Source organism: Desulfamplus magnetovallimortis (assembly GCF_900170035.1).
GTDB classification, from domain to species: domain Bacteria; phylum Desulfobacterota; class Desulfobacteria; order Desulfobacterales; family Desulfobacteraceae; genus Desulfamplus; species Desulfamplus magnetovallimortis.
Genome location: NZ_LT828540.1, coordinates 1009284 through 1032090 on the forward strand (window position 1 = coordinate 1009284; position 22807 = coordinate 1032090).

Annotated in this window: 20 protein-coding genes, 1 tRNA gene and 1 pseudogene; 4 read left to right on the top strand and 18 right to left on the bottom strand. The window is 40.7% G+C overall.

Annotation, left to right across the window (positions count from 1 at the left end):
• From MTBBW1_RS03980 to MTBBW1_RS04025, 11 genes are all read right to left on the bottom strand, one after another.
• The coding region (locus MTBBW1_RS03980; RefSeq protein ID WP_139786660.1) for a penicillin acylase family protein at positions 1–2359 on the bottom strand (2359 nt) is incomplete at its 3' end.
• 122 nt (positions 2360–2481) lie between these two features.
• Positions 2482–3621 carry a spermine/spermidine synthase domain-containing protein gene (locus tag MTBBW1_RS03985; RefSeq protein WP_222423975.1) on the bottom strand — a complete coding sequence of 380 codons (1140 nt, stop codon included), beginning with the start codon at positions 3619–3621 and terminating at the stop codon, positions 2482–2484.
• Complete coding sequence (locus tag MTBBW1_RS28990) at positions 3591–4145, bottom strand: hypothetical protein (RefSeq protein ID WP_222423976.1); 555 nt, start codon at positions 4143–4145, stop codon at positions 3591–3593. Before MTBBW1_RS28990 ends, MTBBW1_RS03985 begins: the two co-directional genes overlap by 31 nt.
• A 169-nt stretch (positions 4146–4314) precedes the next feature.
• The gene (locus MTBBW1_RS03990) at positions 4315–5184 is read right to left on the bottom strand and encodes a DUF350 domain-containing protein (RefSeq protein WP_080799432.1); all 870 of its coding nucleotides are present in this window, start codon (positions 5182–5184) and stop codon (positions 4315–4317) included.
• Complete coding sequence (locus MTBBW1_RS03995) at positions 5181–5942, bottom strand: hypothetical protein (RefSeq protein WP_080799435.1); 762 nt, start codon at positions 5940–5942, stop codon at positions 5181–5183. Before MTBBW1_RS03995 ends, MTBBW1_RS03990 begins: the two co-directional genes overlap by 4 nt.
• Before the next feature lie 153 nt (positions 5943–6095).
• Positions 6096–6761: a (d)CMP kinase gene (cmk, locus tag MTBBW1_RS04000; RefSeq protein WP_245809236.1), complete on the bottom strand. Its 666-nt coding sequence runs from the start codon at positions 6759–6761 to the stop codon at positions 6096–6098.
• Positions 6762–6812: 51 nt separating this feature from the next.
• A complete protein-coding gene (gene hisC, locus MTBBW1_RS04005; RefSeq protein ID WP_080799440.1) occupies positions 6813–7922 on the bottom strand; it encodes a histidinol-phosphate transaminase in 1110 nt (369 codons plus the stop codon).
• Positions 7923–8065: 143 nt separating this feature from the next.
• Positions 8066–8140, bottom strand: a tRNA-Gly gene (locus MTBBW1_RS04010).
• 206 nt (positions 8141–8346) lie between these two features.
• Entirely contained in the window at positions 8347–9147 is an 801-nt protein-coding gene (locus MTBBW1_RS04015; protein WP_080799442.1) for a histidine kinase dimerization/phospho-acceptor domain-containing protein, read from the bottom strand.
• On the bottom strand, positions 9147–9755 hold the full coding sequence (locus MTBBW1_RS04020; RefSeq protein ID WP_080799445.1) for a chemotaxis protein CheX: 609 nt from the start codon (positions 9753–9755) through the stop codon (positions 9147–9149). The genes MTBBW1_RS04015 and MTBBW1_RS04020 overlap by 1 nt, the downstream gene beginning before the upstream one ends.
• A gap of 12 nt (positions 9756–9767) precedes the next feature.
• Complete coding sequence (locus MTBBW1_RS04025) at positions 9768–10145, bottom strand: response regulator (protein WP_080799447.1); 378 nt, start codon at positions 10143–10145, stop codon at positions 9768–9770.
• A 199-nt stretch (positions 10146–10344) separates the two neighbouring features.
• Here MTBBW1_RS04025 and MTBBW1_RS04030 point away from each other — a divergent pair, with 199 nt between their 5' ends.
• Both MTBBW1_RS04030 and MTBBW1_RS04035 read left to right on the top strand, forming a co-directional pair.
• Positions 10345–12564: a chemotaxis protein CheA gene (locus tag MTBBW1_RS04030; RefSeq protein WP_080799449.1), complete on the top strand. Its 2220-nt coding sequence runs from the start codon at positions 10345–10347 to the stop codon at positions 12562–12564.
• A gap of 64 nt (positions 12565–12628) precedes the next feature.
• On the top strand, positions 12629–13618 hold the full coding sequence (locus tag MTBBW1_RS04035; protein ID WP_080799452.1) for an NAD-dependent epimerase/dehydratase family protein: 990 nt from the start codon (positions 12629–12631) through the stop codon (positions 13616–13618).
• 297 nt (positions 13619–13915) lie between these two features.
• Here the strand turns inward: MTBBW1_RS04035 and MTBBW1_RS04040 are convergent, their stop codons facing one another.
• The 4 genes from MTBBW1_RS04040 to MTBBW1_RS04055 form a co-directional block, all read right to left on the bottom strand.
• Positions 13916–14494: a Uma2 family endonuclease gene (locus tag MTBBW1_RS04040; RefSeq protein WP_080799455.1), complete on the bottom strand. Its 579-nt coding sequence runs from the start codon at positions 14492–14494 to the stop codon at positions 13916–13918.
• Positions 14495–14720: 226 nt separating this feature from the next.
• Positions 14721–15587, bottom strand: a complete 867-nt coding sequence (locus MTBBW1_RS04045) for an HDOD domain-containing protein (protein WP_080799458.1) — start codon at positions 15585–15587, stop codon at positions 14721–14723.
• A gap of 157 nt (positions 15588–15744) precedes the next feature.
• Positions 15745–16278 carry a nitroreductase family protein gene (locus MTBBW1_RS04050; protein ID WP_080799461.1) on the bottom strand — a complete coding sequence of 178 codons (534 nt, stop codon included), beginning with the start codon at positions 16276–16278 and terminating at the stop codon, positions 15745–15747.
• Between the two features lie 305 nt (positions 16279–16583).
• Positions 16584–18302, bottom strand: coding sequence for an FAD-dependent oxidoreductase (locus MTBBW1_RS04055; RefSeq protein ID WP_080799753.1), 1719 nt, complete (start codon positions 18300–18302; stop codon positions 16584–16586).
• 359 nt (positions 18303–18661) lie between these two features.
• On the opposite strand from MTBBW1_RS04055, the gene MTBBW1_RS04060 reads away from it, so the two are divergent.
• Entirely contained in the window at positions 18662–19624 is a 963-nt protein-coding gene (locus tag MTBBW1_RS04060; protein WP_080799464.1) for a DMT family transporter, read from the top strand.
• Between the two features lie 46 nt (positions 19625–19670).
• Here the strand turns inward: MTBBW1_RS04060 and MTBBW1_RS04065 are convergent, their stop codons facing one another.
• Genes MTBBW1_RS04065 through MTBBW1_RS04075 form a run of 3 tightly spaced genes read right to left on the bottom strand, consistent with a single transcriptional unit; the run spans position 19671 to position 22431 of the window.
• Entirely contained in the window at positions 19671–20258 is a 588-nt protein-coding gene (locus tag MTBBW1_RS04065) for a DUF8180 domain-containing protein (RefSeq protein WP_080799467.1), read from the bottom strand.
• Between the two features lie 15 nt (positions 20259–20273).
• A complete protein-coding gene (locus tag MTBBW1_RS04070) occupies positions 20274–21707 on the bottom strand; it encodes a DNA integrity scanning protein DisA nucleotide-binding domain protein (RefSeq protein WP_080799470.1) in 1434 nt (477 codons plus the stop codon).
• 46 nt (positions 21708–21753) lie between these two features.
• Positions 21754–22431 carry a class II aldolase/adducin family protein gene (locus tag MTBBW1_RS04075; protein ID WP_080799755.1) on the bottom strand — a complete coding sequence of 226 codons (678 nt, stop codon included), beginning with the start codon at positions 22429–22431 and terminating at the stop codon, positions 21754–21756.
• Between the two features lie 189 nt (positions 22432–22620).
• Between MTBBW1_RS04075 and MTBBW1_RS28135 the strand changes: the two are divergent.
• Positions 22621–22807, top strand: a pseudogene (locus MTBBW1_RS28135) (hypothetical protein); the annotation flags it as partial.

Genomic DNA, 22807 nt, shown 5'->3' on the forward strand with positions numbered 1-22807 from the left:
TTATCCACTGGTTCATCAGGATCCAGGCATCAGCTCTATCTTCTCCATCTGCCCAGCTATCCTTACCGCCTTCAACAAAATGGCCATCCCATCCATTTAGAAGTTCAAGTGCGGAACTTCTGGAGTAGGTGGGAGCAGACTGCACCGCTGCTGTAAAATCATCCTTTACATATTTCCAAGGGTTTCCGCCATCTCCATATGTGTCATGTTCGGACAGTAGATATTCGTTTCTGATGGAATCGGTGGTTGCAATATATAGGGCAAGATCCCTTATATCCTCAAATGTCAGCTCATCATTGGTTGAAAGGTAATCTTCAAGTATATGGCCTCTGTGAAATGGGCCAAAATAGTATGATGGCGTATTGGGAGAGTTTGCATAGTCATGGCTGGAACGGCTGTTCCATCCGCTGTAAAATCCCCTTAAAGCATTTCTGTCATGGGAAAGGGTTTTATAGGTCACGGGTTCTGCCCATTCTGCCGTACCATCACCTGGCTGGGGAAATCGTGGGTCTATGCCTTCAGGTCTTACAGGATCCATTCCGGACATCCAGTAGGCTATATTGCCTTGATTGTCAGCATAACAGTAGTGCTGGGACAAAGATACCCTGTCAATGGCATTGCCAAAATCATCCATGCTTTGAGCCTTTGCAAGGTCAAGATAGGTTTTAATGATTTCAAACTCCTTGCCCCAGTGGGAGTATTTCCATGAAATAAAAGGATCGGAATTTATTACAGGGCCGTGGGAAGTTCGGTAAACCGGCAGCTCCACATCATCTTCTCCTGCAACCTTTATGGTCTCAATTCGATGAAGGGCTACGGCTGAGGAGTCCTCAAGGTAATAATCAAGGGTATGTGCATGACCTACCTGCATTGACCATGCGTGGTTAGGGGTTCTTCCAATAACAATTGCCGGCATTCCGGCAATGGTCATTCCTGAAATGTTAAGACCACCCGCTTTAATGGAGCCTTCTGTCACAATTGATGGTACAGAGAAATCAAAGGCATGATCCATCTGGGGACCTGAATAGACTATTGGATTTCCGCTGGCAGTTTTATCCCCTGCAACAACCCAGGCATAGCTTCCCATCTTGACATAGGCATTGATTTCCTTAAGGTTTGCAACTATGTTCTCATCATTCTGCTCCATCTCATCTGCCAATTCCATAAAATCACATGTAAAATCAAAACTATCCTGATCTATTACAATATTTTTCCCTGCAACTTCGTTGTTATCGTCATTATTAATATCATTGTTATCGTCATTATTAATATCATTGTTATCGTCATTATTGATATCATTGTTATCGTCATTGTCGATATCATCATTGTCGATATCATTATTACCAATATCAATATCATTTTTATCAATGTATGTGACTGAATCAGGGTCATCACGCCATCTCATATCTTCAAACATTGCCAGATAATCTTCAGGAAAACGGGTGGCTAAATCTTGAAAAAGAGCCAGGTTATCAATTTGTCCACGCTCTGTTGCTTCTCCATCAAAGAACCTTAGCATATTTGTCGCCCAGGCAAGAATATCAGTTGGCGTCCAGGGTTCCGGAACAAAATCAATGCCAAGGGAAGCTCCAAGTGCAAGAAACTCAAATGGCATTTTGCTTCTGTCAGCAATTACTTCGGTAATTCTGCGATTAAAACCTGCTACATAGCCATTTATGATCTCTTTTGACTCCTGATCAAGGGCATCAAATCCCTGCTTGTACTCATCATCGGAATAGCCTGTTGTTCGTACCTTAATATCGCTTTCAAGCTGACTTGAGCCAAATATTTCTGCAAGTTTTCCCCTTCCGACCCGTCTGTACTTTTCAGCCTGCCAAAGACGATCCGATGCCACAGCATAGCCCATTGCCTCAAATACAGTATAAAGATCTGCTTTTGCATCACCTTCAATAAACCAAACTCCTTTTTCATCTCTTGTGGTTGTTACAGGCAGATCAAGAAGCTCCAGTGAATCAGCATCAAGTTTCCACAAAAGTCCTGATTCGTGGGAAACCGGCTTTAATCCAAATGTCATGTGAGTGCCATAATACTTGACACATGGAATAATAAAAGTAAGATCAGAGTAAACCGCAACAGGCTCCTGGCAATCAGAATTTGAGTCATGAACCAAAAAGGAACCGGATTGCAGTTGCCAGAAAAAGTCAAATGGTGTTTCAGCATCCTGATTCTGATATGGAAGCAGCGAAAATTCAAATTCAGTTTCACCGTAACTTGCACATGAAATTGTCAGAGTCATATCATTGGTCATTGTAATACATGTGTCTGCCGAGGCTGTAGCAACAGCAAGCAGAAACAATATTCCTGCCATCCATAAAGATCTATTTTGTCTCTTCTGCATGAAATTCCTCTTCTTTTCTATTAATTTTTTTTAAAACACAGGATTGACATTAAATACCCTTGTCAGTAAAAACCCTGTCAGTAAAAACCCTGCCTGTAAAAACCCTGTCAGTAAAATCCTTGTCAGTAAACACCCCATTGGCCCTGATGATAATATTTAAAAAGCACAGGATTGTCCTGTCTGTTTATCTCTATCCCTGTCTGAAGATTTTCCGTGTGAACTTCTTCTTTCTGAATGTTATTAAAAATATCCTTTCCAAAATGAATCATAGAAATGAGAGCATCTCTGTTAATGAAACGTGTTTGTACAGTATCTAAGGAAAGCTGCAAAAGCTTTTTTTTCAATAAGAGTAGATTATTATCTGTATCATTGGATTTATCTATATTATTAAATTTATTCAACAAAAGGCCATCATTATCCAAGTAGTTAAATGTTAACGGGAAATTGTTAACATTTTCAGGCTTTACAGCAATGATCCACCCCCACTCACCAAGGGTTGGCACCTGATTATGAAGTGGCAGTGCCACCATACCCGATGCCTGTATGGTCTTATAGATACATAAAAATGCCTTTTTTGAAAAGTATGGGCTTGTTGCCTGGGTTACCATAACCCCTTGCCTTGTAAGATGCTTTTCCACTTCTCTGTAAAATGATAACGAATAGAGATGCATGATGTCCATGGAGTCAGGATCAGGAAGGTCAATGATAATAACATCAAACAGACGATCTGTATTTCTGATAAAAATAGCACCATCCATGTTTTTGATGGTTATTTTGTCATGACTCATTGAGTGATGGTTAATCTCTTTGAGTACAGGGTGATGAGTTGCAAGGTCAGTCATGGCAGGATCAAGATCCACAAGTGTTAGATCACTTACATCAGGATATTTGAGAACCTCCCGTGCTGCAAGTCCATCACCACCTCCAAGTATGAGAATCTGCTCCCTTGCACCTGCAAGCTGCATGGCAGGATGCACCAGAGGTTCGTGGTAACGCTCTTCATCGTATGTGGAGAACTGCTCCTGACCGTTAATGTAAAGCCAATAGTAATTTTTCCATTGGGTCATGACAATTTTCTGATATCGGGTCTGGCTGGAATATATTATTGTATCTTTGTAATGTTTCTGCTCACTGTAAAGAATCATTGGGCCTGCAACTATTCCGGAAGCCAATATTAAAAGAAAAGATATGATGAACGCCCCAACAAGCCTTTTTCTGTGTACTGTAAGGCTTATAAAGCGCCACATAAGCCATGATGCCACAATAAAATTGATGCTCCCAAGTAGAACCGGTGTATAGATAAAGCCAAGTAATGGAAGGAAAAAAAAGCAAACAGTATTCCACCGGCAAGGGAGCCAAAATAATCCATTTCAAGAACTTTTGATATGTTGATTCCAAGCTCCTGATAGGAGCTGTTAATGCGGGTTACCAGAGGAATTTCAAGACCGATTAAAAAACCAATTGAAAAGGCAAGAGGATAGATTACAAGCTCTCTTGATTCAATCTGGGTGGAGAGTGAAAAGGCAATAACCGATGAGACAGCACACAGACTGGATAAAAGAAACTCAGAAAAAATGAATGTATCAAGAAGATGATTTTTAAAATTTCGGCTGTACCGACTTCCGGCTCCCATGGCAAAAAGCATTATAGACATTATCATTGTCCATTGGAACGTAGCGTTTCCAATCAGATAAGTGGCAAGGGTTGAGAGGACAAATTCCGACACAATGCCTGAACAACCTGTTGCAAACAGTGATATTTGAAGTGCTTTGCTGGTACTGATCATTACTAATGCCATGCTCTGATGAACACAAAAAAAATAACAAGTCTTTTTAAAAACAAGCCATTAAGAAGATTTGTATATACATTTGGAAAACACAGCATAAAATACACCAGAACATACAGATTTTAATACACCAAAAAATACAGATCTAAATACACCAGAAAATACAGATCTAAATACACCAGAAAATAATGAATGATCCCGCAATGTAGGAGAATGCTTCAATATATGCAGCCCCTGTATTTGGGCCTCTCTCTTCCCTTGATTTATCAGGTTTAAGACCGACAATCTCATCGGAAAGGCTGACTCCCGGCAAAAGAATCCGATCTGTAAGCATTCTGATAAAAGGAAGAACAACAAGACCTAAAAGAGCATATTTACAGAATGTGGAAAGGTTATCAGACCATGAATAAAAATCGCCCTCTGCAGCAAGTCCCACAATTATTCCCATGGAAATCAATGCCCCGCTGAAGGCAATGCCTGCTGCAACATTGTCCTTTTCTATCTCATCATGAATATCAAATGAAATCATAAGGTTATAAACATGGGTGGCAATAACAAGAAGAATCTGCCCCAAAGCCCAGAAAACAAAAGCTGTCCAGATAGAGCCCCCCTCACCGGAAACAGCTCCGTAAATAACAAACCCAGAAGCTATTGATGTTCCAAAGACCACAGCGCCGGTGCCCTGATTTCTGTCCCTTAAAAGCTCATCCTTGACCTTGAATTTATAGAGAATGATACGATCACATAAAATGGTGGAAATATTAAGCAGTATAATGCTCTGAATGCCGTAAATCCCAAGGGAGAGAAGATCGTTTACAAGCCCCTTTGAAGGCCCGACAAAACATGCCCCAAGGGCAAGCAGAAGACCAAAGTAATATCCGGTAACAGCAAGGGCAACAGAGGGATTATCCTTTTCAACCAGCTCAATATTCAGGTTATAATCACGATGAATCAGATGGTATGCAAGTTTTCCAAGATAAAAGAGAAGAAGGAAAACCGTGATATAGATAATGCCAAAGATCAGATTATCAATTGTCATTTCCCCTTTCCTCCAGAGCGACTCCTCATACTGGTTTTGGTTCTTCCTATCTTGCTGTTTACCTTATCTGTAAAAGAGCTTTTCTTTGCAGTTACAGAAGCCATGCGTGACTGATAGAATCCTGGTTTTGTCTGCTTGACGATCTTGCCAGATGACCCATACTGACTTTTATTTCCAAAATATATCTTTTTAGCTTTCTTGTATTTATGATAACCATCAAAATCAATTTTATAAATGGGATGATACCAGCCACCAAAAAGATTGGAAAAAAAGGCATATTTTCCGTAAAATTCCCAAAAAGAAGCACCATCGCTGCCCTCACGCCACCTGCCATATTCAGGATCCCCCACAAATGCATAACCAGGCGGAGCCGCAACAGGGTCAAACTCTCCATCTTTTCTGGTAAGAAGCGTCATTCCCATAAGTGGCTTGCAGGTGTTGAAATACTCTTCTGCAACAGGCATCCATTCAGTTTTCCATGATGTTTCCGGCAGAACAACAAGATACTTGTGGAAAAAATTTTTAGAAAAGGTTCCCTCTTCCTTCATATCCTCAAGAACAATGGAGTATGTTTTTTCATTTACAAGTTGAGATTTGATATCAGCAAGATGATCACTTCCAGCATTACTTCCGCAGCCATTGAGAAAAGACATAAATAACAAGACTGAAAAAATAATGACAACAGTCAAAAAATATTCCAAAAAAACAGCAAATACCAACCGTGGCGGTTTATTTGAGTATTTCGTGTATGCTTTCATAGTAACCCTCATGGCCAAATGAGATTTCGCCACCCCCCCGATCATGAAAACAGAATGTGTTTTCACGGTAAAATGAACCTTAGCAGATCATTTTTTCTGCCGCAAGAAGATATTTTCTTAAAATCGAAATCACGGTATTTTTTTTAAGGCAACTCAAAACACAATATGTGCCATCATTTTTTCAACAACATCTTCAACATTCATATGGGTTGAATCAACCATGACAGCATCAGCAGCAGGTTTTAATGGAGCCTCGCTTCGTGATGAGTCATTTTTATCACGAACAGCCATTGACGCTGCCACTTCATCAAGTGTCTGCTCTTTTTTGTCTGTTTCAGAGTACCGCCTGCGGGCACGAATCTCCAAGTCAGCGTAAAGAAAAAACTTGTAGTCAGCATCAGGAAAAACAATGGTTCCCATGTCTCTGCCCTCAAAAACAGCATCATTGAACTCTGCAATTGACCGTTGTATTCCAAGAAGCTTTTCCCTTACAGCAGGCATAGCAGAGACAGACGATGCAAGCATGGTTATCTCAGGTGTTCTGATATAATCTGTAATATCCTGAGATAGGCTGTATAGATGCAACCCATCCTTTTCCATTTTTAAATTAAGCTCTATACCTGAAAGAAAATCTTCAATTTCTGCGGTTCTCTCGATATTAAAATTGCAGCGCTGTATTTCATAGGCAACGCCACGGTACAAAGCACCTGTATCAACATAAATACACCCAAGGCGAGTTGAAAGAGCCTTGCTTACTGTGGTTTTTCCTGCACCTGCAGGTCCGTCAATGGTAATTATGAGAGGTTTTGATGATTCCATTATTTTTTCCATCTCGGGTGATTAGCAATCGTCTTTATTTCATTCATCGGTTTACACTTTTTCTGAACCATGATTTGAAAGCACCTTTTTTAATGCCTTTATAAATGCCTTATTCTCATCCGGCAGACCGGCACTGATCCTCAGATAGGTGGGAAATCCATAGGATTTCATGGATCTGGCAATAATTCCTTGCTTAAGAAGTGCATTAAAGACCATGGTTGCATCCTGTTTTACATCCATCAAGAAAAAATTTGCCTGTGTTGGCATAACCGGAATATCCATTTCAGTCAGTTCCTCTGACAGAAAATCAATACCCTGGTGCATGATCCCAATTCCTTTTTCAAGAAAATCATGATCATCAAGGGCTGCTGCTGCTGCAACCTGAGCAAGTGAATTTACATTAAAAGGCTGCCTTATACGATGAATCACACCAGCTACAAAAGCATCCATAACACCGTAGCCCACCCTGAAACCAGCCAGGCCATATGCCTTTGAAAAGGTACGAAGTGAAACAATCCTTTGATCATCAAGGGGATTTTCAAGGCTGTTATATATATTTTCATCCCTTGCAAACTCAATATAGGCTTCATCCACAATCACAAGTAGATTTTCCGGCATTCTGGACATAAAAGCAGTAAACTTTTCCTTTGTGAAAAAAGTACCTGTTGGATTGTTAGGGTTTGTAAGAAACACCATTGATGTTTTATCTGTCACCGAGTCAGCCAATGCATCAAGATCAATTTCAAGTCCATTGAGAGGAATCATCACAGGATTGCCTCCTGATGCCTTAACAGAAATTTCATACATCAAAAATGAAGGCAGAGGCATAAGAGCCTCACGCCCTGCTCCCAAAAAAGCATGTGCAAGAAGTGCAATAATATCATCAGAGCCGTTGCCGACAACGATATTTTCTGAAGAGATATTAAATCTGTCCGCAAGTTTGTTGACAAGCTTAAGAGCACTGCCGTCAGGATAGCGATTCATGGTTGAAAGATGATCAGAAATAGCTTTTACAGCCATGGGAGATGTACCCAAAGGATTTTCGTTTGAAGCCAGTTTTATACTTTTTTGTATTCCATATTCCCTTTCGAGAAAATCCAGGGGTTTACCAGGTTCGTAAGGAACTATGGACATAATATGATCAGGAACATTAAGATTCATGGAATTACTCCGAAAAAAATGGGATTTGCCTCCGAAAAGGGTAAACTCTTTTTGAAGGATTTGAAATATGCCAAATCACAATAATAAAAGGCAATATGGTTGATCAAGGAAAATTCAGAAAAAGCGGAAGGAAAAGAGAAATGTGGAGCGGGAAACGGGATTTGAACCCGCGACTTCGACCTTGGCAAGGTCGCACTCTACCACTGAGTTATTCCCGCTCTTAATAGAAAGTCAGCGCTTTTTTACATGACTCACCATTCTGTGTCAAGTATTTTTTGCCAGATTACTCAGAGCCTGTTTAAAAATTATTTGGCTCTTAAAAGACGGGGACTTTCTTATAAACGGCCATGGCAGACACACCTGCCACAACGAAGCATGAAAGTCCTATAGCTCCTTAAAAGACGGGGACTTTCTTATAAAAAAGCTACGATGAACTCTCAGTTAAATCAATAATCGAAACATCATGGAGATACTGTTTGGTTTGGTACTGTCTTATTTTCTGAATTTTAGATACAATATCTGCAATTCTTCTTGCAGATTTCTCAATGTTGTTAAAATGGCCAAGGATGGTTTCCGGCACATCCTGGGTCATGTGAATGAGTTCAATTGTGCCAAGAAGTGTCATTAAAGGCTGATTCAACTCATGGGCTGTTGCACCTGCCATCTCCAGCAGAACCTTTAATCGCTCCTGTTTCAGAATTGTCTCCTGATGTTCAAGTAAAGCGTTATTGGATTCTCTCAGCTCATCTTCAATTTTTTTTCTAAGGTTTACCTCTTCCATTGCCTTGTTTCGCAGCATTCTATACTCAGAAATCTTTCTTGAAAGCTCTGTTGCATTTTCAATTGCCATAAGAGCAAAATATTCGCTATCCCTCTCTTCGGAAGGAATTGCAGATACAACTGTTTTCTGAATCATTGATGAACCATCTGATAAAACACACGGAATTATACTGCTGTGTAACTGGGAGGAGAAAAGAACAGGAGGCCCACCTGTAAAAATATACTGAATTCTTTCATGAAAACCAGGAGAATCAATTGAAGGAAATTTTGCAGAAAGATTTTTACCCACAATATCTGAAGAGTTCAAACGTGTCCAGTGTGCAAGGCATTTGTTCCAGAAAAGAACAGTGTAGTTTATGTCAAAAATACAGATTCCAACAGGCACATAGTTCAAGACATTGAGTTTATCTGAAAATGAACTGATATCCATTTTGGAAGAAGACATCAGAAACCAAACTTTTCTTCAATTGTTTCAATCAATTTGTTAATAGCTGCAATCTGCATAAAAAGTGCAATATCCCCTTCTATATCAAGTTCGTCAATGGTAAAACGCGTTCTTGCAAGAAGAACATGGGAATCCTCACTTAACGATGAATCTTTCATGAAATTGTCGGAATGGGTCTCAATATATTCAGGAACTGAATACTCAAAAGAGAGGTCAAGGATATTCGATATGGAGCCCATTACTCCGTTGAGTACAATATTTCCAACTTCACAAAATGTGCCGGCTCTGAGAGCATCCATATCAAGATCATCCCCTTCCTCAACAAGTACAGAGACAAGAGAAGATGCTGTTTCTGTTGGAAAAAGCAGTTGTGCCGCCCCGCTTATATTACCCTTGAAGGCAAGTTCCACAGCAGATATGGAGTTTCTGGCAAAGGCTTTTACCTCCTGCCTGAAATCCTTACCAGAAATGATTTTTACATAAGGAACATTAAGAGATATATGAGTTGAGAGCATGGAGTTCAGTACGGCGGCTCCCTTTCCAACTCCAATGTTGCAAAGTTCTTTTATAGCCTCAAGCTGCTCCGTGGATATTATCGCAGACTCCATAAAATAAAATCTCTACCCATTTGAAACTGGATTTAAAAGTTTGCCAAGAGCTTCAAGAAGCTCTGCTGGTTCAGGCGGCTTGTTAAGAAAAAAAGAAGCTCCAATATCAATACATTTCTGTTTAACAGTATTCTGGATATCAGCAGTCAAAACAACAACAGGGAGCTTCATCTGTTTCTGCTTCATTGTCTCAAGAAAAGTAACTCCATTCATCTCCGGCATGAGAAGATCAAGAATAACAGCATCAATTTTCGATTTGCTCTCTTCAAGTATCTCCAGCCCCTGAAGACCATTTTCTGCTTCACAAACCTCATAACCTTCAGTTGACAGTATTCTTTTGACCCCGCGTCTTGTCAACCAGGAATCATCTACAACAAGTATTTTGAACATTCTTTTTTTACACCCTTTTACAATGACTGATGATGTATCTCTTTAAAAGTGCAATAAAATATGGTAAAACCTTTCATAATCACATTGGTCATCCTCGAAAGTGTACACAGGACAACAAAAAAAGGTGCCAAAACCTATCATCATTTTATCTCACTGGCAACAGCAAATAATGCAATAAAAATTTTTCTGGATATTTCCAATGCCCAATCATAATACACTGGAGTCAATGCTTGAAGAACTTTCACTTGAATTTGTTCTGGCAGATATATCTGATCCGGACACATTCAAACCAATGTTGCATATTCTGAAAAATTTTTTCAAAACTGCCAAAAATCATGGTTTTTCAGAGCTTGCCGAAGATGCAGCAAGGGCAGGAAAAATTGCTAAGGCCATAATTGAAGGAACAACATCTGACATTGATAATCAGTTTGATTCACTGAACCTGATTATTTCGGAAATGAAATCCTTCCTGCACCTTGCAACCCAAATGCCGGAAAAAAAATCTGATATAACAAAAGGAACTGGTTATCAAAAAACAGAGACAGACTTAATTAAAAATGATTCAAAAAATAATTTATCCGTAGAACCCGAAAAAACTCCCCTAAATAAATCCGACACGGAAAACCATCTCGAGGAGTCTGCACTAATACACCCAGGTACACTGCCTTCATATCTCAACCTTGAGGACTTTGCAGAATTTCTTTCCATGCAGACCACTAATCTTGCCAATATGGAAACACTTATTCTAAACATTGAAAAAAACAGGGATCTTGATTTTTCTCGGGGAGAGATTAAACGCATATTCCATACAGCAAAGGGAGAAGCAGGATTTCTGGGGTTAAAGGATGTTGAAGCTGTCTGTCACAGAGCTGAAGACTTGATGAGTTCCGATGAACTGCTTTCCAACAGTGTGGATCTTTTACTCTCTGTAAAAGACTGGCTTGAGGCTACCTTTATGCTATATTCCGGTAAAGCTTCCTCTGCTGACAATATTCCAGACACTGATTATCTTCTTGATCTTCTTGACCGACATAAAAACTCTTTATCCAGCGATTATGAAAACGAAAACAATTTTGCTGAAAAATTGCATAAAATCTCTGACAAAAAAACAACCGATAGCATAGATGAAGAGAAAACCCTTGAAACAGTGCCAGAAGAACTTTCCGGCAAAAAGCCCGCTTCAGGAAAACCATCTGAACCACAACAATTTTCACCTGTGATAGCAGAATCCATAAACGTTGATGCCTCAAGACTTGATAGACTTGTGGAGATGATAGGTGAAATTGCAATAGCCGAATCCATGATAACTCAATCCAGGGAAATAACTAAAAATTTATCTTCCGATCTTCTAAGGGCACTTAACACACTCCACAAAACAACTAGAGAACTTCAGACACTTGGGCTTGGTCTCAGGATGGTACCCCTTAAAGCCACATTCAGCCGCATGGAACGGGTGGTCAGGGATCTTTCCAGAAAGGTTAACAAAAAAATACGTTTTGTTATGACAGGTGAAAATACGGAACTTGACAAAAACCTTGTGGAAAAACTGGGAGATCCTTTAATACATATTATAAGAAACAGTGTTGACCATGGAATTGAAGTTGACGAGATGCAAAGGCTTGATGCCGGAAAACCGGAAACTGCAACCATTGAGATCAGAGCATTTCATAAAGGAGGCCACCTTTTTATTGAAGTAGAGGATGACGGCAGGGGCATTGACCAGGAGCGCCTTATGGATAAGGCCAAAAAGAGCGGCCTTATTTCAGAAGATGCTGATATCTTTAATATAGACAAAGCTTTTTTGATGAATCTTGTATTTCATCCTGGTCTCAGCACAGCAACCAAAATAACTGATGTCTCCGGAAGAGGCGTTGGCATGGATGTAGTCAAAAAAAGTATTGAATCCTGTAGAGGAAAAGTTTCCATCACATCCACCTCCGGCAAAGGAACCATCTGCACCATAAAGCTGCCTTTGACTCTCTCAATAATTGATGGTCTTGTTATCAGAGTGGCGCAGGAACACTATGTTATTCCCACGTTGTCGGTTGTAACTTCAATGAAGGTCAGGAAGGAGCAGGTATCCAAAATATTCCAAACCAACGAAACCATAACAACACTTGGCACAATACTTCCACTATTCAGATTAAGCAAACTTTTTGATATAAAAGGAAATACATCCTCACTGCCCTGGGAAGGAATTGTGGTGATTGTGGAAGATAATGGAATGCAAACAGCCCTTCTGGCAGACGAACTTCTTGGAAAACAAAATACAGTAATAAAAAGCATGGGGCCTGGCATGGAAAACATTAAAGGAGTATCCGGTGCCACCATAATGCCCGATGGCAGGGTAAGCCTTATACTTGATGTATCAGGAATTGTGGAATTATCACACAGTGACTTTAACGGTAAACAGGCATGAATGATTACGTATCAATCACCCCCAAATATAAAAATGATAGTCATTTTCACGGTAAAAAGGTGGCATGAAAAATAAAACAGTTATAACTGGAGCAGGCGGCTTTCTTGGCAAAGCCATTGCAAGGAATCTTCTTGAAAGAGGAGATGATGTTTACAGCTTTTCAAGAAATTTCTATCCGGAACTTGAGTCAATGGGTGTTAAGCAATTTACCGGCGACCTTTCAGACCCAAAGGCAGTTGAAAATGCCTGTAAAGGAATGGACGTGGTATTTCATGTTGCTGCAAAGGCAGGGGTTTGGGGCAAATGGAAGGATTATTACGACACCAACGTAACAGGAACAAAAAACATAATTGATGCCTGCCTTAATAACAGTTCAACATATCTTGTCCATACAAGTTCCCCAAGTGTTATTTTCAATGGTACTGATATGGAAGGGGTAAACGAGTCCGTACCATACCCCTCTTTGTATCATGCGCCTTACCCTGAAACAAAAGCCCTTGCTGAAAAGATGGTGATAGATGCCGTCTTCTCTTCCCATCTTAAAGCTGTCATTTTGAGACCTCACCTAATATGGGGACCAGGAGACAACCATCTTCTGCCGGGAATAATCGCAAGGGCAAAACGCCTAAAAAAGGTGGGAGATGGAACCAACCGCGTAGATACAATATATATTGACAATGCTGCTGATGCCCATATACTTGCTGCAGACAAACTGAAGTTAAACCCCTCAATATCAGGCAATGTTTATTTTATAAGCCAGGATGAGCCTGTAAGACTATGGGATATGGTGGACAATCTTCTTGATGCAGCGGGACTTCCTCCGGTAAAAGGCTCTGTTTCAGCAAAAACCGCTGAAACCGCAGGTTGGCTGCTGGAAAAATTTTATAACCTTGCAGGAACTTCCAAAGAGCCACCAATGACAAGATTCATGGCAAAGGAGCTTGCAACATCCCATTGGTTTGATATCTCACGGGCAAAGGAAGATCTTGGCTACACTCCAAAAGTCTCCACAAAGAAGGGACTTGAAAATCTGAAAAAATGGTTGAACCGCTAAAACTACAGAGACACCTTTAAATCCATAGTTTTTTACCGTGAAAATGACTATCATTTTTATGTTTGGGGGTGATTGATACGCAATCATGCCCGTTTACCGTGGAAATAGATACAAATTTTCATATTCGGAGGTGGCTGGATGGCAGCCATGACCGTTTACCGTAAAAATGACTATCATTTTTATATTTGGGGCATGATTAATACGTAATCAATCATGCCTGTTTATTAGATCAGGACCAGGCGGACTTTCCCCAACAGCAAAGGCCAACAAGAAATTGAAGCCCAACATGAGCCTTCTTCAATGTATAACCCTGTAATAAATATCTTCAAGCAGCAACTCACAGCCAATTGAGTCTATTGTTATTGAGTGACCTGTTTCATTGCATGATGAATATATCCACTGGCCATCCCCTGCCCGTTTATATTTTTCTATCCAGTATGAATGCTGTGAAACAAGAATATATTCTCTAAGGGAACTAATGAACTGATAATGTTTGAATTTATCTCCCCTGTCATATGCTTCTGTGGAGTCTGAAAGAATCTCAATAATAACCAAAGGATTCAGAATGGTTTCAACTCCTTTGATATTTTCAATCTCAATATCTCCGCAAACCACTAAAATGTCTGGATAGGTATATTTTTCGAGCTGCTCTATCTTGACTCTCATATCGTTTGAAAATACATCACACTGGCTATTTAAAAGCTTATTACCCAAAACTCTGCTGATATTGTGCTGAATACGGTTATGCTTAACACTTGCCCCAGTCATGGCAAATATTGCACCATCAAAGTACTCATGCTTAATTTCCGAATTTTTTTCAAATTCAAGATATTGAGCCGATGTCATTATGACTTTTTCTTGAGGTTGAGCATTCATTATTTCTTCTTTTCAGAGATGTTTAAAAATTCAAAGGCTCTATAAATCCTCAAAATCGACACCTACAACATCTTGAGCCTTGTCAATACTGTCTGAATCAGGATTCCCAGGATTAACAGGATAAGGCAGGATTATCTATCCTGAGCATCCTATCCATCCTGGTTATCCTGGTTCAGACAACTGCAATAACTTATGCAAAAGCAATAAGATGTCGATTTTGAGTAAATCAGCCTGTTGTAATGTCAAAAAACTCCTTGATCTGCTCCTGCTTGTACCGAAGTTGGTCAAGAATCAGACGCAGCGCAACCTCACTTATGCCCGCCTTTTCTGTGGAGTTTTTAACTGTTACAGGTACAGGATTTCCACTATGTCCTATGCGAGCCTTATGGCAAAGATAGTCCGAAAGATTTATGATAAGAGCTGCATCCCTGTAGGCCGGTGGCGAAGCTGAAGGATTATGATGATACCTGCTTGGATATAGAATTGAATCTGGGAATTGCCACCGTTTCATAAGAAGACCGGACAAAATTGCATGATCAAGATTAAAAATCTGCCTCTCTACCCTAAATAGAGGCTTCTGCTGATCAATTGCAAGTGTACGCACCTGATGATACTCATCTTTAAAATAGATTGAGAGAATAACCTTCCCCATATCGTGGAGAAGTGCAGGAATAAAAATTTTTCCCGATATTTCAGGATGAATCCTTGAAGCAATCTCCTTTGCAGCAGTTGCGCATCCAATGCAGTGCAGCCATAGAGCCTTTACATCAAGACTTAAACCGGAATCCCTGCCGGTAAGAACAGACATCACATTCATGCCAAGGGCGATTCCCATGATCTCATCAAAACCAATCACTGCAATAGCTCTTTTTACAGTATCAACCTTGCTTCTCTGGCTGTAGTAAATAGAGTTTGACAGCTTAAGCAGTTTGTTTGTCATGCCCTGGTCGTATGTAATGATATCGGCCAGCTCATCAGTTGTGGTGCTGTCATCTGATGCAGCATCTATGATTTTATTGACCACAAACGGAAGAGCTGGAAGCTCGGTGTCATTCCGCTGAATCAGACGTATTATTTTCTTTTGAAGTTCCAGTGGTGCAACCCCTTATTCTCAATTATAAAAAATTAAACACAACCTGCTTTACAGTTGATAGTCAAAATTGCTGTAAAACACAACCCTGTCTTAAAATTGATGAACCTGTAAATAGACCATCCCCTGTCTTAAAATTGATGATCCTGTAAATAGACCATCAAAATTGTTGATCAAACTTATTATAAAACACCTTGTTGAGTTCAAGTGAATCTGCCTGGTGAGGTTTTTTTGCCTCATCAGGATATCCCAGTGCAACCATTGACTCGACTTTCATATGTTCAGGAATGTCAAGAAGTCTCCTGATATATGATTCTGCCGTTAGTTCTGAATCATGCTCCCTTTTTCTGATCTGTATCCAGCAGCTCCCAAGATCAAGAGCCTCTGCAGCAAGCTGTATATAAATGGTGGCAATGGATGTATCCTCCACCCAGACATCGGTTCTTGTTTCATCTCCGCAAACCACGATTCCCAGAGGAGCACCATCCATAAAAGATGAGCCATGCGGTTTTGCCTTTGAAAGTTTTTCAAGAAGCTCGGGCTGATCAACAACAATGAACCTCCAGGGGTTAAATCCCCTTGAGGAAGGAGCACGAAGCGCTGATTCCACAAGCCTTTTAACTTTATCCTTTTCAACAGGGGTTGATTTAAATTTTCTGATACTCCGCCTTTTCTCAATCAACTCAAAAAACATCTGCTTCTCCTTGTGACTTTTAGAAATGAGCAAAAAACAACTCTACCTTTTAAAACGGGGACAGATTTTAAATCTGTCCCCATAAGGCTCCCAAAAGGCAGCTTATTTTCAGCTTATTTTGAGGCATCTTTCATTTATCGGTTTACACTTTTCTGAACCATGATTTTCATGATTAAGGGATTATCCTGATTTTTCATCATGTTAATCCTTAAATCCTTTAATCATGGTTCAAGATTTTTCGAAAAGTGTAAACCACTTTTGAGCTGATATGAAAGATGCCGATTTTGACGGTATAAATTTTGATATTACGTCAAAGCGTCATGAATGGCAAGTACCATTCCATATCCTCCGGAAACATTCAGGGTGTTTTTTATTCCCTTTGAAGCAAGAAACACCTGACTTTCATAGGAACGCGGCCCTGTACCGCAAATAATATAGAGAGGTTCTGATGCAGAAATTTTTCCATTAAGTTCTTCATATCGGTTGCGAAGTTCATCCTGGGGTATGTTTATCCATTTATCTTTAAATTTTTCTACAAACGGTTCAGCCTGAATTGAGCTTCTTACATCAAGTACTGTAACAATTCCCTGTTTCATCTTTTCAACAAAATCGAATGTGTCTGCTGATTTCAGGCTGTTATCAAGGGTATTATCAAGGGCATTACCAGCATTGTTTACAACATCCATAGCAGATGCATAGGGTGGAGAGTAGCTTACTTCAAGATTGCAGATAAAACTTACATCCACACCAAACTGCAACAGAGGAGCAACAGCATCAACTCTTGATTTAACAGCATCTCCCTGGGGACCTGCTGCCTCAACTCCCAGAATTTTCCTTGTTTTTCTGTCAGCAATAAGCTTCATGAACATAAAGTCTGCATCCGGAAAAAAGTGTGCCCTGTCAGACTGGGCAACGGTTGCACATACAGGATCAAATCCTGCGGCTTCTGCCTGGGCAACTGTAAGGCCAGCCTTTGCAACACCCATATCAAAAACTTTGATGCAGAAAGAGCCGACACTTCCCGGGAACTGTTCATTGCCTCCATTGATATTGGTTGCAATAATACGTCCCTGTCGATTGGCAAGGGAGCCAAGGGGCATAACACAATCCTGTCCGTTCACAAGGTTGGTAAACTCAGCACAGTCGCCACCTGCGTAAATATCCGGGTCAGTTGTCTGCATCCTTTTATTAACAAGTATCCCTCTGTTTCTTCCTGTGGCAAGACCTGCCTCAAGTGCAAGCTCTGAATTGGGGCGAACACCGGCAGCAAGAATCACCATGTCACATGGCAGTTTCGTGTTGGCTGTTTCCACAGACTCCACACCGTTCTCTTTATCTCCATTGATGGCCATAACCCTTTCTGACAACAAAAGGTTAACTCCGCTGTCCACAAGTTTTTTCTCCACAATACGTGCCATATCCCTGCTCAGGGCCTGGGGAAGAACCTGATCTGCCATCTCCACAATTGTCGTATTTATTCCCCAGAGATCAGTTAGTGCTTCTGCCATTTCAATCCCTATGGCGCCAGCTCCTATGACAACGGCATTTTCAACTTCACCTCTGGATATCGCTGACTTTACAGCACTTGCATGATGAAGGTTGGAAACAACATGCACCTGTGGAAGGTCAGCCCCTGGAAAGGGAGGTCTCATGGGTGTGGCACCAGTTGCCAGAACCAGCTTGTCATAGGAAATTTCATCTTCTGTATCATCATCAAGCCTGCGAACCACAACCTTTTTATCAGCCCGCCGGATGGCAATTGCTTCAACCCGAGTGAGTACATTGAACCCTTTGACTTTTCTGAAAAATTCCACATCCCTTTTGGCGTGTGCAATGGTGGAATACAGCCCCTCAATCTCTGCCACATCACCACCAACATAGTATGGAATTCCGCAGCCACCGTAGGAGATAAGAGAGTCTCTGTCAATTACTGTTATGTCAATTTCCGGATTGATACGTCTCAATCTGCAGGCCACTTTGGGGCCAAGTGCAACCGCCCCGATGATCAATACTTTTTCTGGCATTAAAAAACCTCCTGTTTTTTTGGCATGTTTCATTTTCCGTTTTACGCTTTCAAGAGCAACACACACTTTTATAGAGTGTCTGTTGTAGCAAAGTGCAAACTACTTTGAAGAGATATGAAACATGCTTTTTTTATACTTACATTAAAGTTGGTCTCATTCTTCCTGGATTATGATAATAAAATTAATTTCATAATTTCAACAAAACTGGGGTATAACATAAATGAGCATAAACCAACAATAAAATAATTATTAACTCTGTTATTGTAAAAACAACGGCAATTTTGTAATAGAGACACTCAATCAAAATTCTTGCTTCATTCATATCAACCCAAAAACTACCTGCTTTTGCAGGAGTTAAAATGAAAATTCCTATAATATCAAGGGAAAAAAACATAAAAACATTAAAGGAAAAAATTGTGAAAACACTTAAATATGATCTGATTCTTCTTTTTGCAGCAACCATATGGGGACTTGCCTTTGTTGCCCAGAGAATGGGCATGGAGCATGTAGGCCCTTACACATTCAATGGTTTAAGATTTGCTCTTGGAGCAATTTCCCTTCTTCCCCTTCTGATAATATCGAAGAGAAACAAAAAAAAGAGCAACAACAGTTCTCATCTTGATATGAAAAAACAGATGAAATGGGGTATCATTGCAGGGATAGCACTATTTGCAGGTGCATCTTTCCAGCAGGTAGGGCTTGTCTATACCACTGCGGGAAAAGCTGGTTTTATAACCGGCCTTTATGTTGTAATAGTACCTTTAATAGGACTTATCTGGCGGGAAAAAACAAGCCTCGGAACATGGGCAGGGGCAGTTCTTGCAGCAATCGGTCTATATCTTTTAAGTATTACAGAATCCCTGACCATAAGCTATGGAGATCTGCTTGAACTTTTTGGAGCGTTCTGCTTTGCAACCCATGTAATAATTGTTGGCAAACTGGCATCCAGAATGAATACTGTAAAACTTTCCGTTATTCAATCGGCAGTATGTTCGGCTGCAAGCCTGACAGCGGCAGTCCTACTTGAAACCATAACCATTGAAGGCATACGTATGGCTGCCCTGCCCATTTTTTACGGGGGATTCTTTTCTGTTGGAATTGCATACTCCCTTCAGATTTATGGACAAAAGGGAAGCCATCCTGCCAATGCAGCAATTCTTTTAAGTCTTGAATCTGTAATCGCTGCAATAGGTGGAGGCATCTTTCTGCATGAGGTAATGTCCGGAAGAGCCTTGACCGGATGCGCCATCATGATGGCCGGTATGCTTATATCACAGCTCTATCCATATATTGTATCTGCCGGAAATCCTGTTAAGGCATAAAACAAGGACATCTTTAATTGGCCTGTTTTACACTTTCTCAAAAAAATTACCCCTGCTCAAGGCATTTTAACGCTTTTTCAAGACTTTCTGTAATTCTGTCAGATGCAGTTGCAGCAGCCTCAAGATGCGCTTTTACATCCGGGAGCATACCATCCTGTGCTTTGTCAGCCCAAGACTGGTATGTTTCCCTGTGGCTTTTGTTGTGATCAATCCAGTGTCTCAGTAAAATTTGCAGTTTGTCATCCAGAGCCATTTCTGCTTTTCCATCCCCAGCAACAGAAGTTGCGGCATGAGAATGGCTATGTCCATGGGTGTGGCTGTGTTCATGTTCTATTGCTCCATGGGCATGGTTGTGGCTATCTCCTTTACAACTTTTCCCGTGGGAATGCGTATGAATATGCTCATGTGCATGGCTATGTTCATGCTCTGCTTCTCCATGGGCATGGCTGTGGTTATGCCCAACACCGCCTTGCCCGTGACAATGAGTATGCGTATGTGAATGATTGTGTTCATGCTCTGTTTTTTCGTGGACGTGACTGTGGCTATGCAAATTACCTGTCTGTCCGTGGGCATGGCAGTGACATGATGATTTGACTGAAGAGGCTCTATTATCATCAGAATGATGTCGGGTCATGTTAGATATTCCTTCTCAAATGTTTTCCAGATATGTTTTAAGGGATTCAGGTTGATATAGGTAACCTGGTAAAGGTGTCCATTCACAATGTGCATTAAGCTCAATGCCATGCTGAATTATTGAAACAGGCCTGTCAGAAGATACAACAACCACAATCACCTGGTCATGTTCTGCTGTAAACCTCAAAGCTGAGTTATATCGTGCGCCCCTTGCCCTGTTCTCTCCTCGGATTGTTTTCCCGTCCAGAAGACACCCAAATCCCCTTAAAGCAACAGAGGACATTATGTGAAGAGCTCCATCAATCTTTATAAGCGAAGAGGCAAGGTTTAAAAGTTCAGGCTCTTTTAAGTCAAGTACAGGCTCAAGGATATGGCCTGACAGTGTAACCGGAGTTTCGTTAAGATCCAGAACAAGGGTGCATCCATGACGCCTTCTTTCAGCGGTATGGACAAGTTCTGCAACCACCTGAAACAACTCCATGGCCTGATCATGGGAGAGTTTTGTATCAAGAAGCAACTCTTCAAGCTCCACAAGTTTGGCTCTTCTGATTGTAGAGTGGAAATTACCGTCAAAAAAACTGCATATCGGAGCGCCTCGAATCTCAATAAAACCATGATCTCCCTTGAAAAGGGCAGAAATTGCATAGTCAGGCACAGGAGAGTTGGATACTCCTATAATTGTATTGCCATCTGAAACAAGTTTTCTGTTAGAGTATTCAACAGCAAGGAGAAGTTTTCTTACATGTTTTATATTGCTGGTCATGGGGCGCTCATGACGCTGAATCTTTGCTACAAAGTCAATCCTGTCAAGGTATTCAGGATCAACAAAAACAAGTCTGCCCCTTGGCCAATAGCCCTCTTCCTTTGTTTTTGATAGCTTTAGGACTGTATCAAGAATTGGATGAATCAACATTTTTGTATCAAGGCCGAGGATTTCATTTCTGACATCTACAATATGATCTGTTATAGCATGAACTGCATGATTCTGAAGCACATGGCCAGATGTTCCCATGGCAATGTTTTCCACGGAAAAATCCTGGGCAGTAAGCCAGCCGGCATGTTCAAGCCACCGTTCAGTGGGATAAATTGAACACATGTCAGGATGGTGATCCGTAAACCACATCTGATAAAAAAAGGTTCGGGAACTTCCCCCAAAAGATATAAGACCTGCAAGCTGGAGATTATTGAATGTCACATAATGATCATGGGGCTGGTTTTTAAGTTTTTGAACAAGTTGCGCCCGCCACGATTCATCATCAATATAAATCTCCTTCAATTTCAGTTCATGTCCCTTAAGCAGCTTCTGGGGATCATATATGCGCAGTTCATCTTCCGGATTGCATGCGTATATAAGGGCAGCTCTGCTGTTTTGAGAAAAGTGGGAAAGCCCTTCAACAAGGCCGTTATATATATTGTGAATCAGAAGATTGCAGTACTTTGTATTGATCATAATGAATAGATGATTCCGAGTCAAAATCAGTATAACAACTAATGTTTCATGATAATTTTTTTTGTCCTGAGCCGTAAGTTTTAAATTTTTCCATAACAACGTCCATCTGTTCATCCGAAAGTATCACAGGCTTTCCTATGCATAGGGTCTGATAATATATCCTTGCCACAAGTTCAATCTCTTCTGCTGCATTAAACGCCCTGACAAGGGATGTGCCTACAGATACAAGGCCGTGATTTGCAAGCAGAACAGCATTATCTGACTTAATTGTCTCAACGATATTGCGGGCAAGTTCAACACTTCCAAAAGTTGCATAGGGAGCAACAGAAACCTTTTTGCCGGCAAAGGCCACAAGATAATGAACAGCAGGGATCTCCATGTTAAGACATGCAAAAGTAGATGCATATGGAGAATGGGTATGCACCACAGCAGACACATCAGGGCGGCTTTGATAAAGGTCAAGATGAAATCCTGCCTCACTTGAAGGCAGTCCTGTCTCTGCACCATTTTCACGGCAGATCTTGCCATCCGGTGTCATCAAAAGGATCTGTTCAGGGGTAAGGTCAGGGTATTCAACTCCACTTGGGGTAATGGCAATAAGCCCCTCTTCTCTGTTGTAGCAGCTCAAGTTCCCGCCGGATCCTGTGGTAAGGCCTGCATTAAGCATTTTTAGGCCAAGCCTGACTATCTCTTTTCGTTCATCAAGAAGATTTGATTTTTCCATAACAAGGTTGATATACCCTATCAACACCCTTTGGCAAGGTTTTTTTCCTGCATGAGTATGACATACTCTTCATTCCAGACTTTGCAAACTGTTATTGATACCTGGAAAGAGCGCCAAAAATAGTGTTGTAAATTACTCTTAAGGCTGTTATTTAGACAGGAATTACCATACACAGGAGATTATTTACCAATGAAAAAAGTGCCATCCCTTATCTTTTACATTACTTTTATGTTCATTAATTTTTTATCAATAATACCCTTTGAGCCACTTCTTCATGCAGAAACCGGCTATGTATCAGACATGCTCATTTTAAGCGTAAGAGAAGGCCCTGGAAGGGAACATAACATCCTGAGCACTCTCAGAAGTAATGCTGCTG

Bases quoted from the DNA above. Each gene is read 5' to 3' on its own strand.
- MTBBW1_RS28990 (WP_222423976.1), bottom strand. From the start codon at position 4,145: ATGATCAGTACCAGCAAAGCACTTCAAATATCACTGTTTGCAACAGGT.
- MTBBW1_RS03990 (WP_080799432.1), bottom strand. From the start codon at position 5,184: ATGACAATTGATAATCTGATCTTTGGCATTATCTATATCACGGTTTTC.
- MTBBW1_RS03995 (WP_080799435.1), bottom strand. From the start codon at position 5,942: ATGAAAGCATACACGAAATACTCAAATAAACCGCCACGGTTGGTATTT.
- cmk (WP_245809236.1), bottom strand. From the start codon at position 6,761: ATGGAATCATCAAAACCTCTCATAATTACCATTGACGGACCTGCAGGT.
- hisC (WP_080799440.1), bottom strand. From the start codon at position 7,922: ATGAATCTTAATGTTCCTGATCATATTATGTCCATAGTTCCTTACGAA.
- MTBBW1_RS04015 (WP_080799442.1), bottom strand. From the start codon at position 9,147: ATGTCTTCTTCCAAAATGGATATCAGTTCATTTTCAGATAAACTCAAT.
- MTBBW1_RS04020 (WP_080799445.1), bottom strand. From the start codon at position 9,755: ATGGAGTCTGCGATAATATCCACGGAGCAGCTTGAGGCTATAAAAGAA.
- MTBBW1_RS04025 (WP_080799447.1), bottom strand. From the start codon at position 10,145: ATGTTCAAAATACTTGTTGTAGATGATTCCTGGTTGACAAGACGCGGG.
- MTBBW1_RS04030 (WP_080799449.1), top strand. From the start codon at position 10,345: ATGCCCAATCATAATACACTGGAGTCAATGCTTGAAGAACTTTCACTT.
- MTBBW1_RS04035 (WP_080799452.1), top strand. From the start codon at position 12,629: ATGAAAAATAAAACAGTTATAACTGGAGCAGGCGGCTTTCTTGGCAAA.
- MTBBW1_RS04040 (WP_080799455.1), bottom strand. From the start codon at position 14,494: ATGAATGCTCAACCTCAAGAAAAAGTCATAATGACATCGGCTCAATAT.
- MTBBW1_RS04050 (WP_080799461.1), bottom strand. From the start codon at position 16,278: ATGTTTTTTGAGTTGATTGAGAAAAGGCGGAGTATCAGAAAATTTAAA.
- MTBBW1_RS04055 (WP_080799753.1), bottom strand. From the start codon at position 18,302: ATGCCAGAAAAAGTATTGATCATCGGGGCGGTTGCACTTGGCCCCAAA.
- MTBBW1_RS04060 (WP_080799464.1), top strand. From the start codon at position 18,662: ATGAAAATTCCTATAATATCAAGGGAAAAAAACATAAAAACATTAAAG.
- MTBBW1_RS04065 (WP_080799467.1), bottom strand. From the start codon at position 20,258: ATGACCCGACATCATTCTGATGATAATAGAGCCTCTTCAGTCAAATCA.
- MTBBW1_RS04070 (WP_080799470.1), bottom strand. From the start codon at position 21,707: ATGATCAATACAAAGTACTGCAATCTTCTGATTCACAATATATATAAC.
- MTBBW1_RS04075 (WP_080799755.1), bottom strand. From the start codon at position 22,431: ATGGAAAAATCAAATCTTCTTGATGAACGAAAAGAGATAGTCAGGCTT.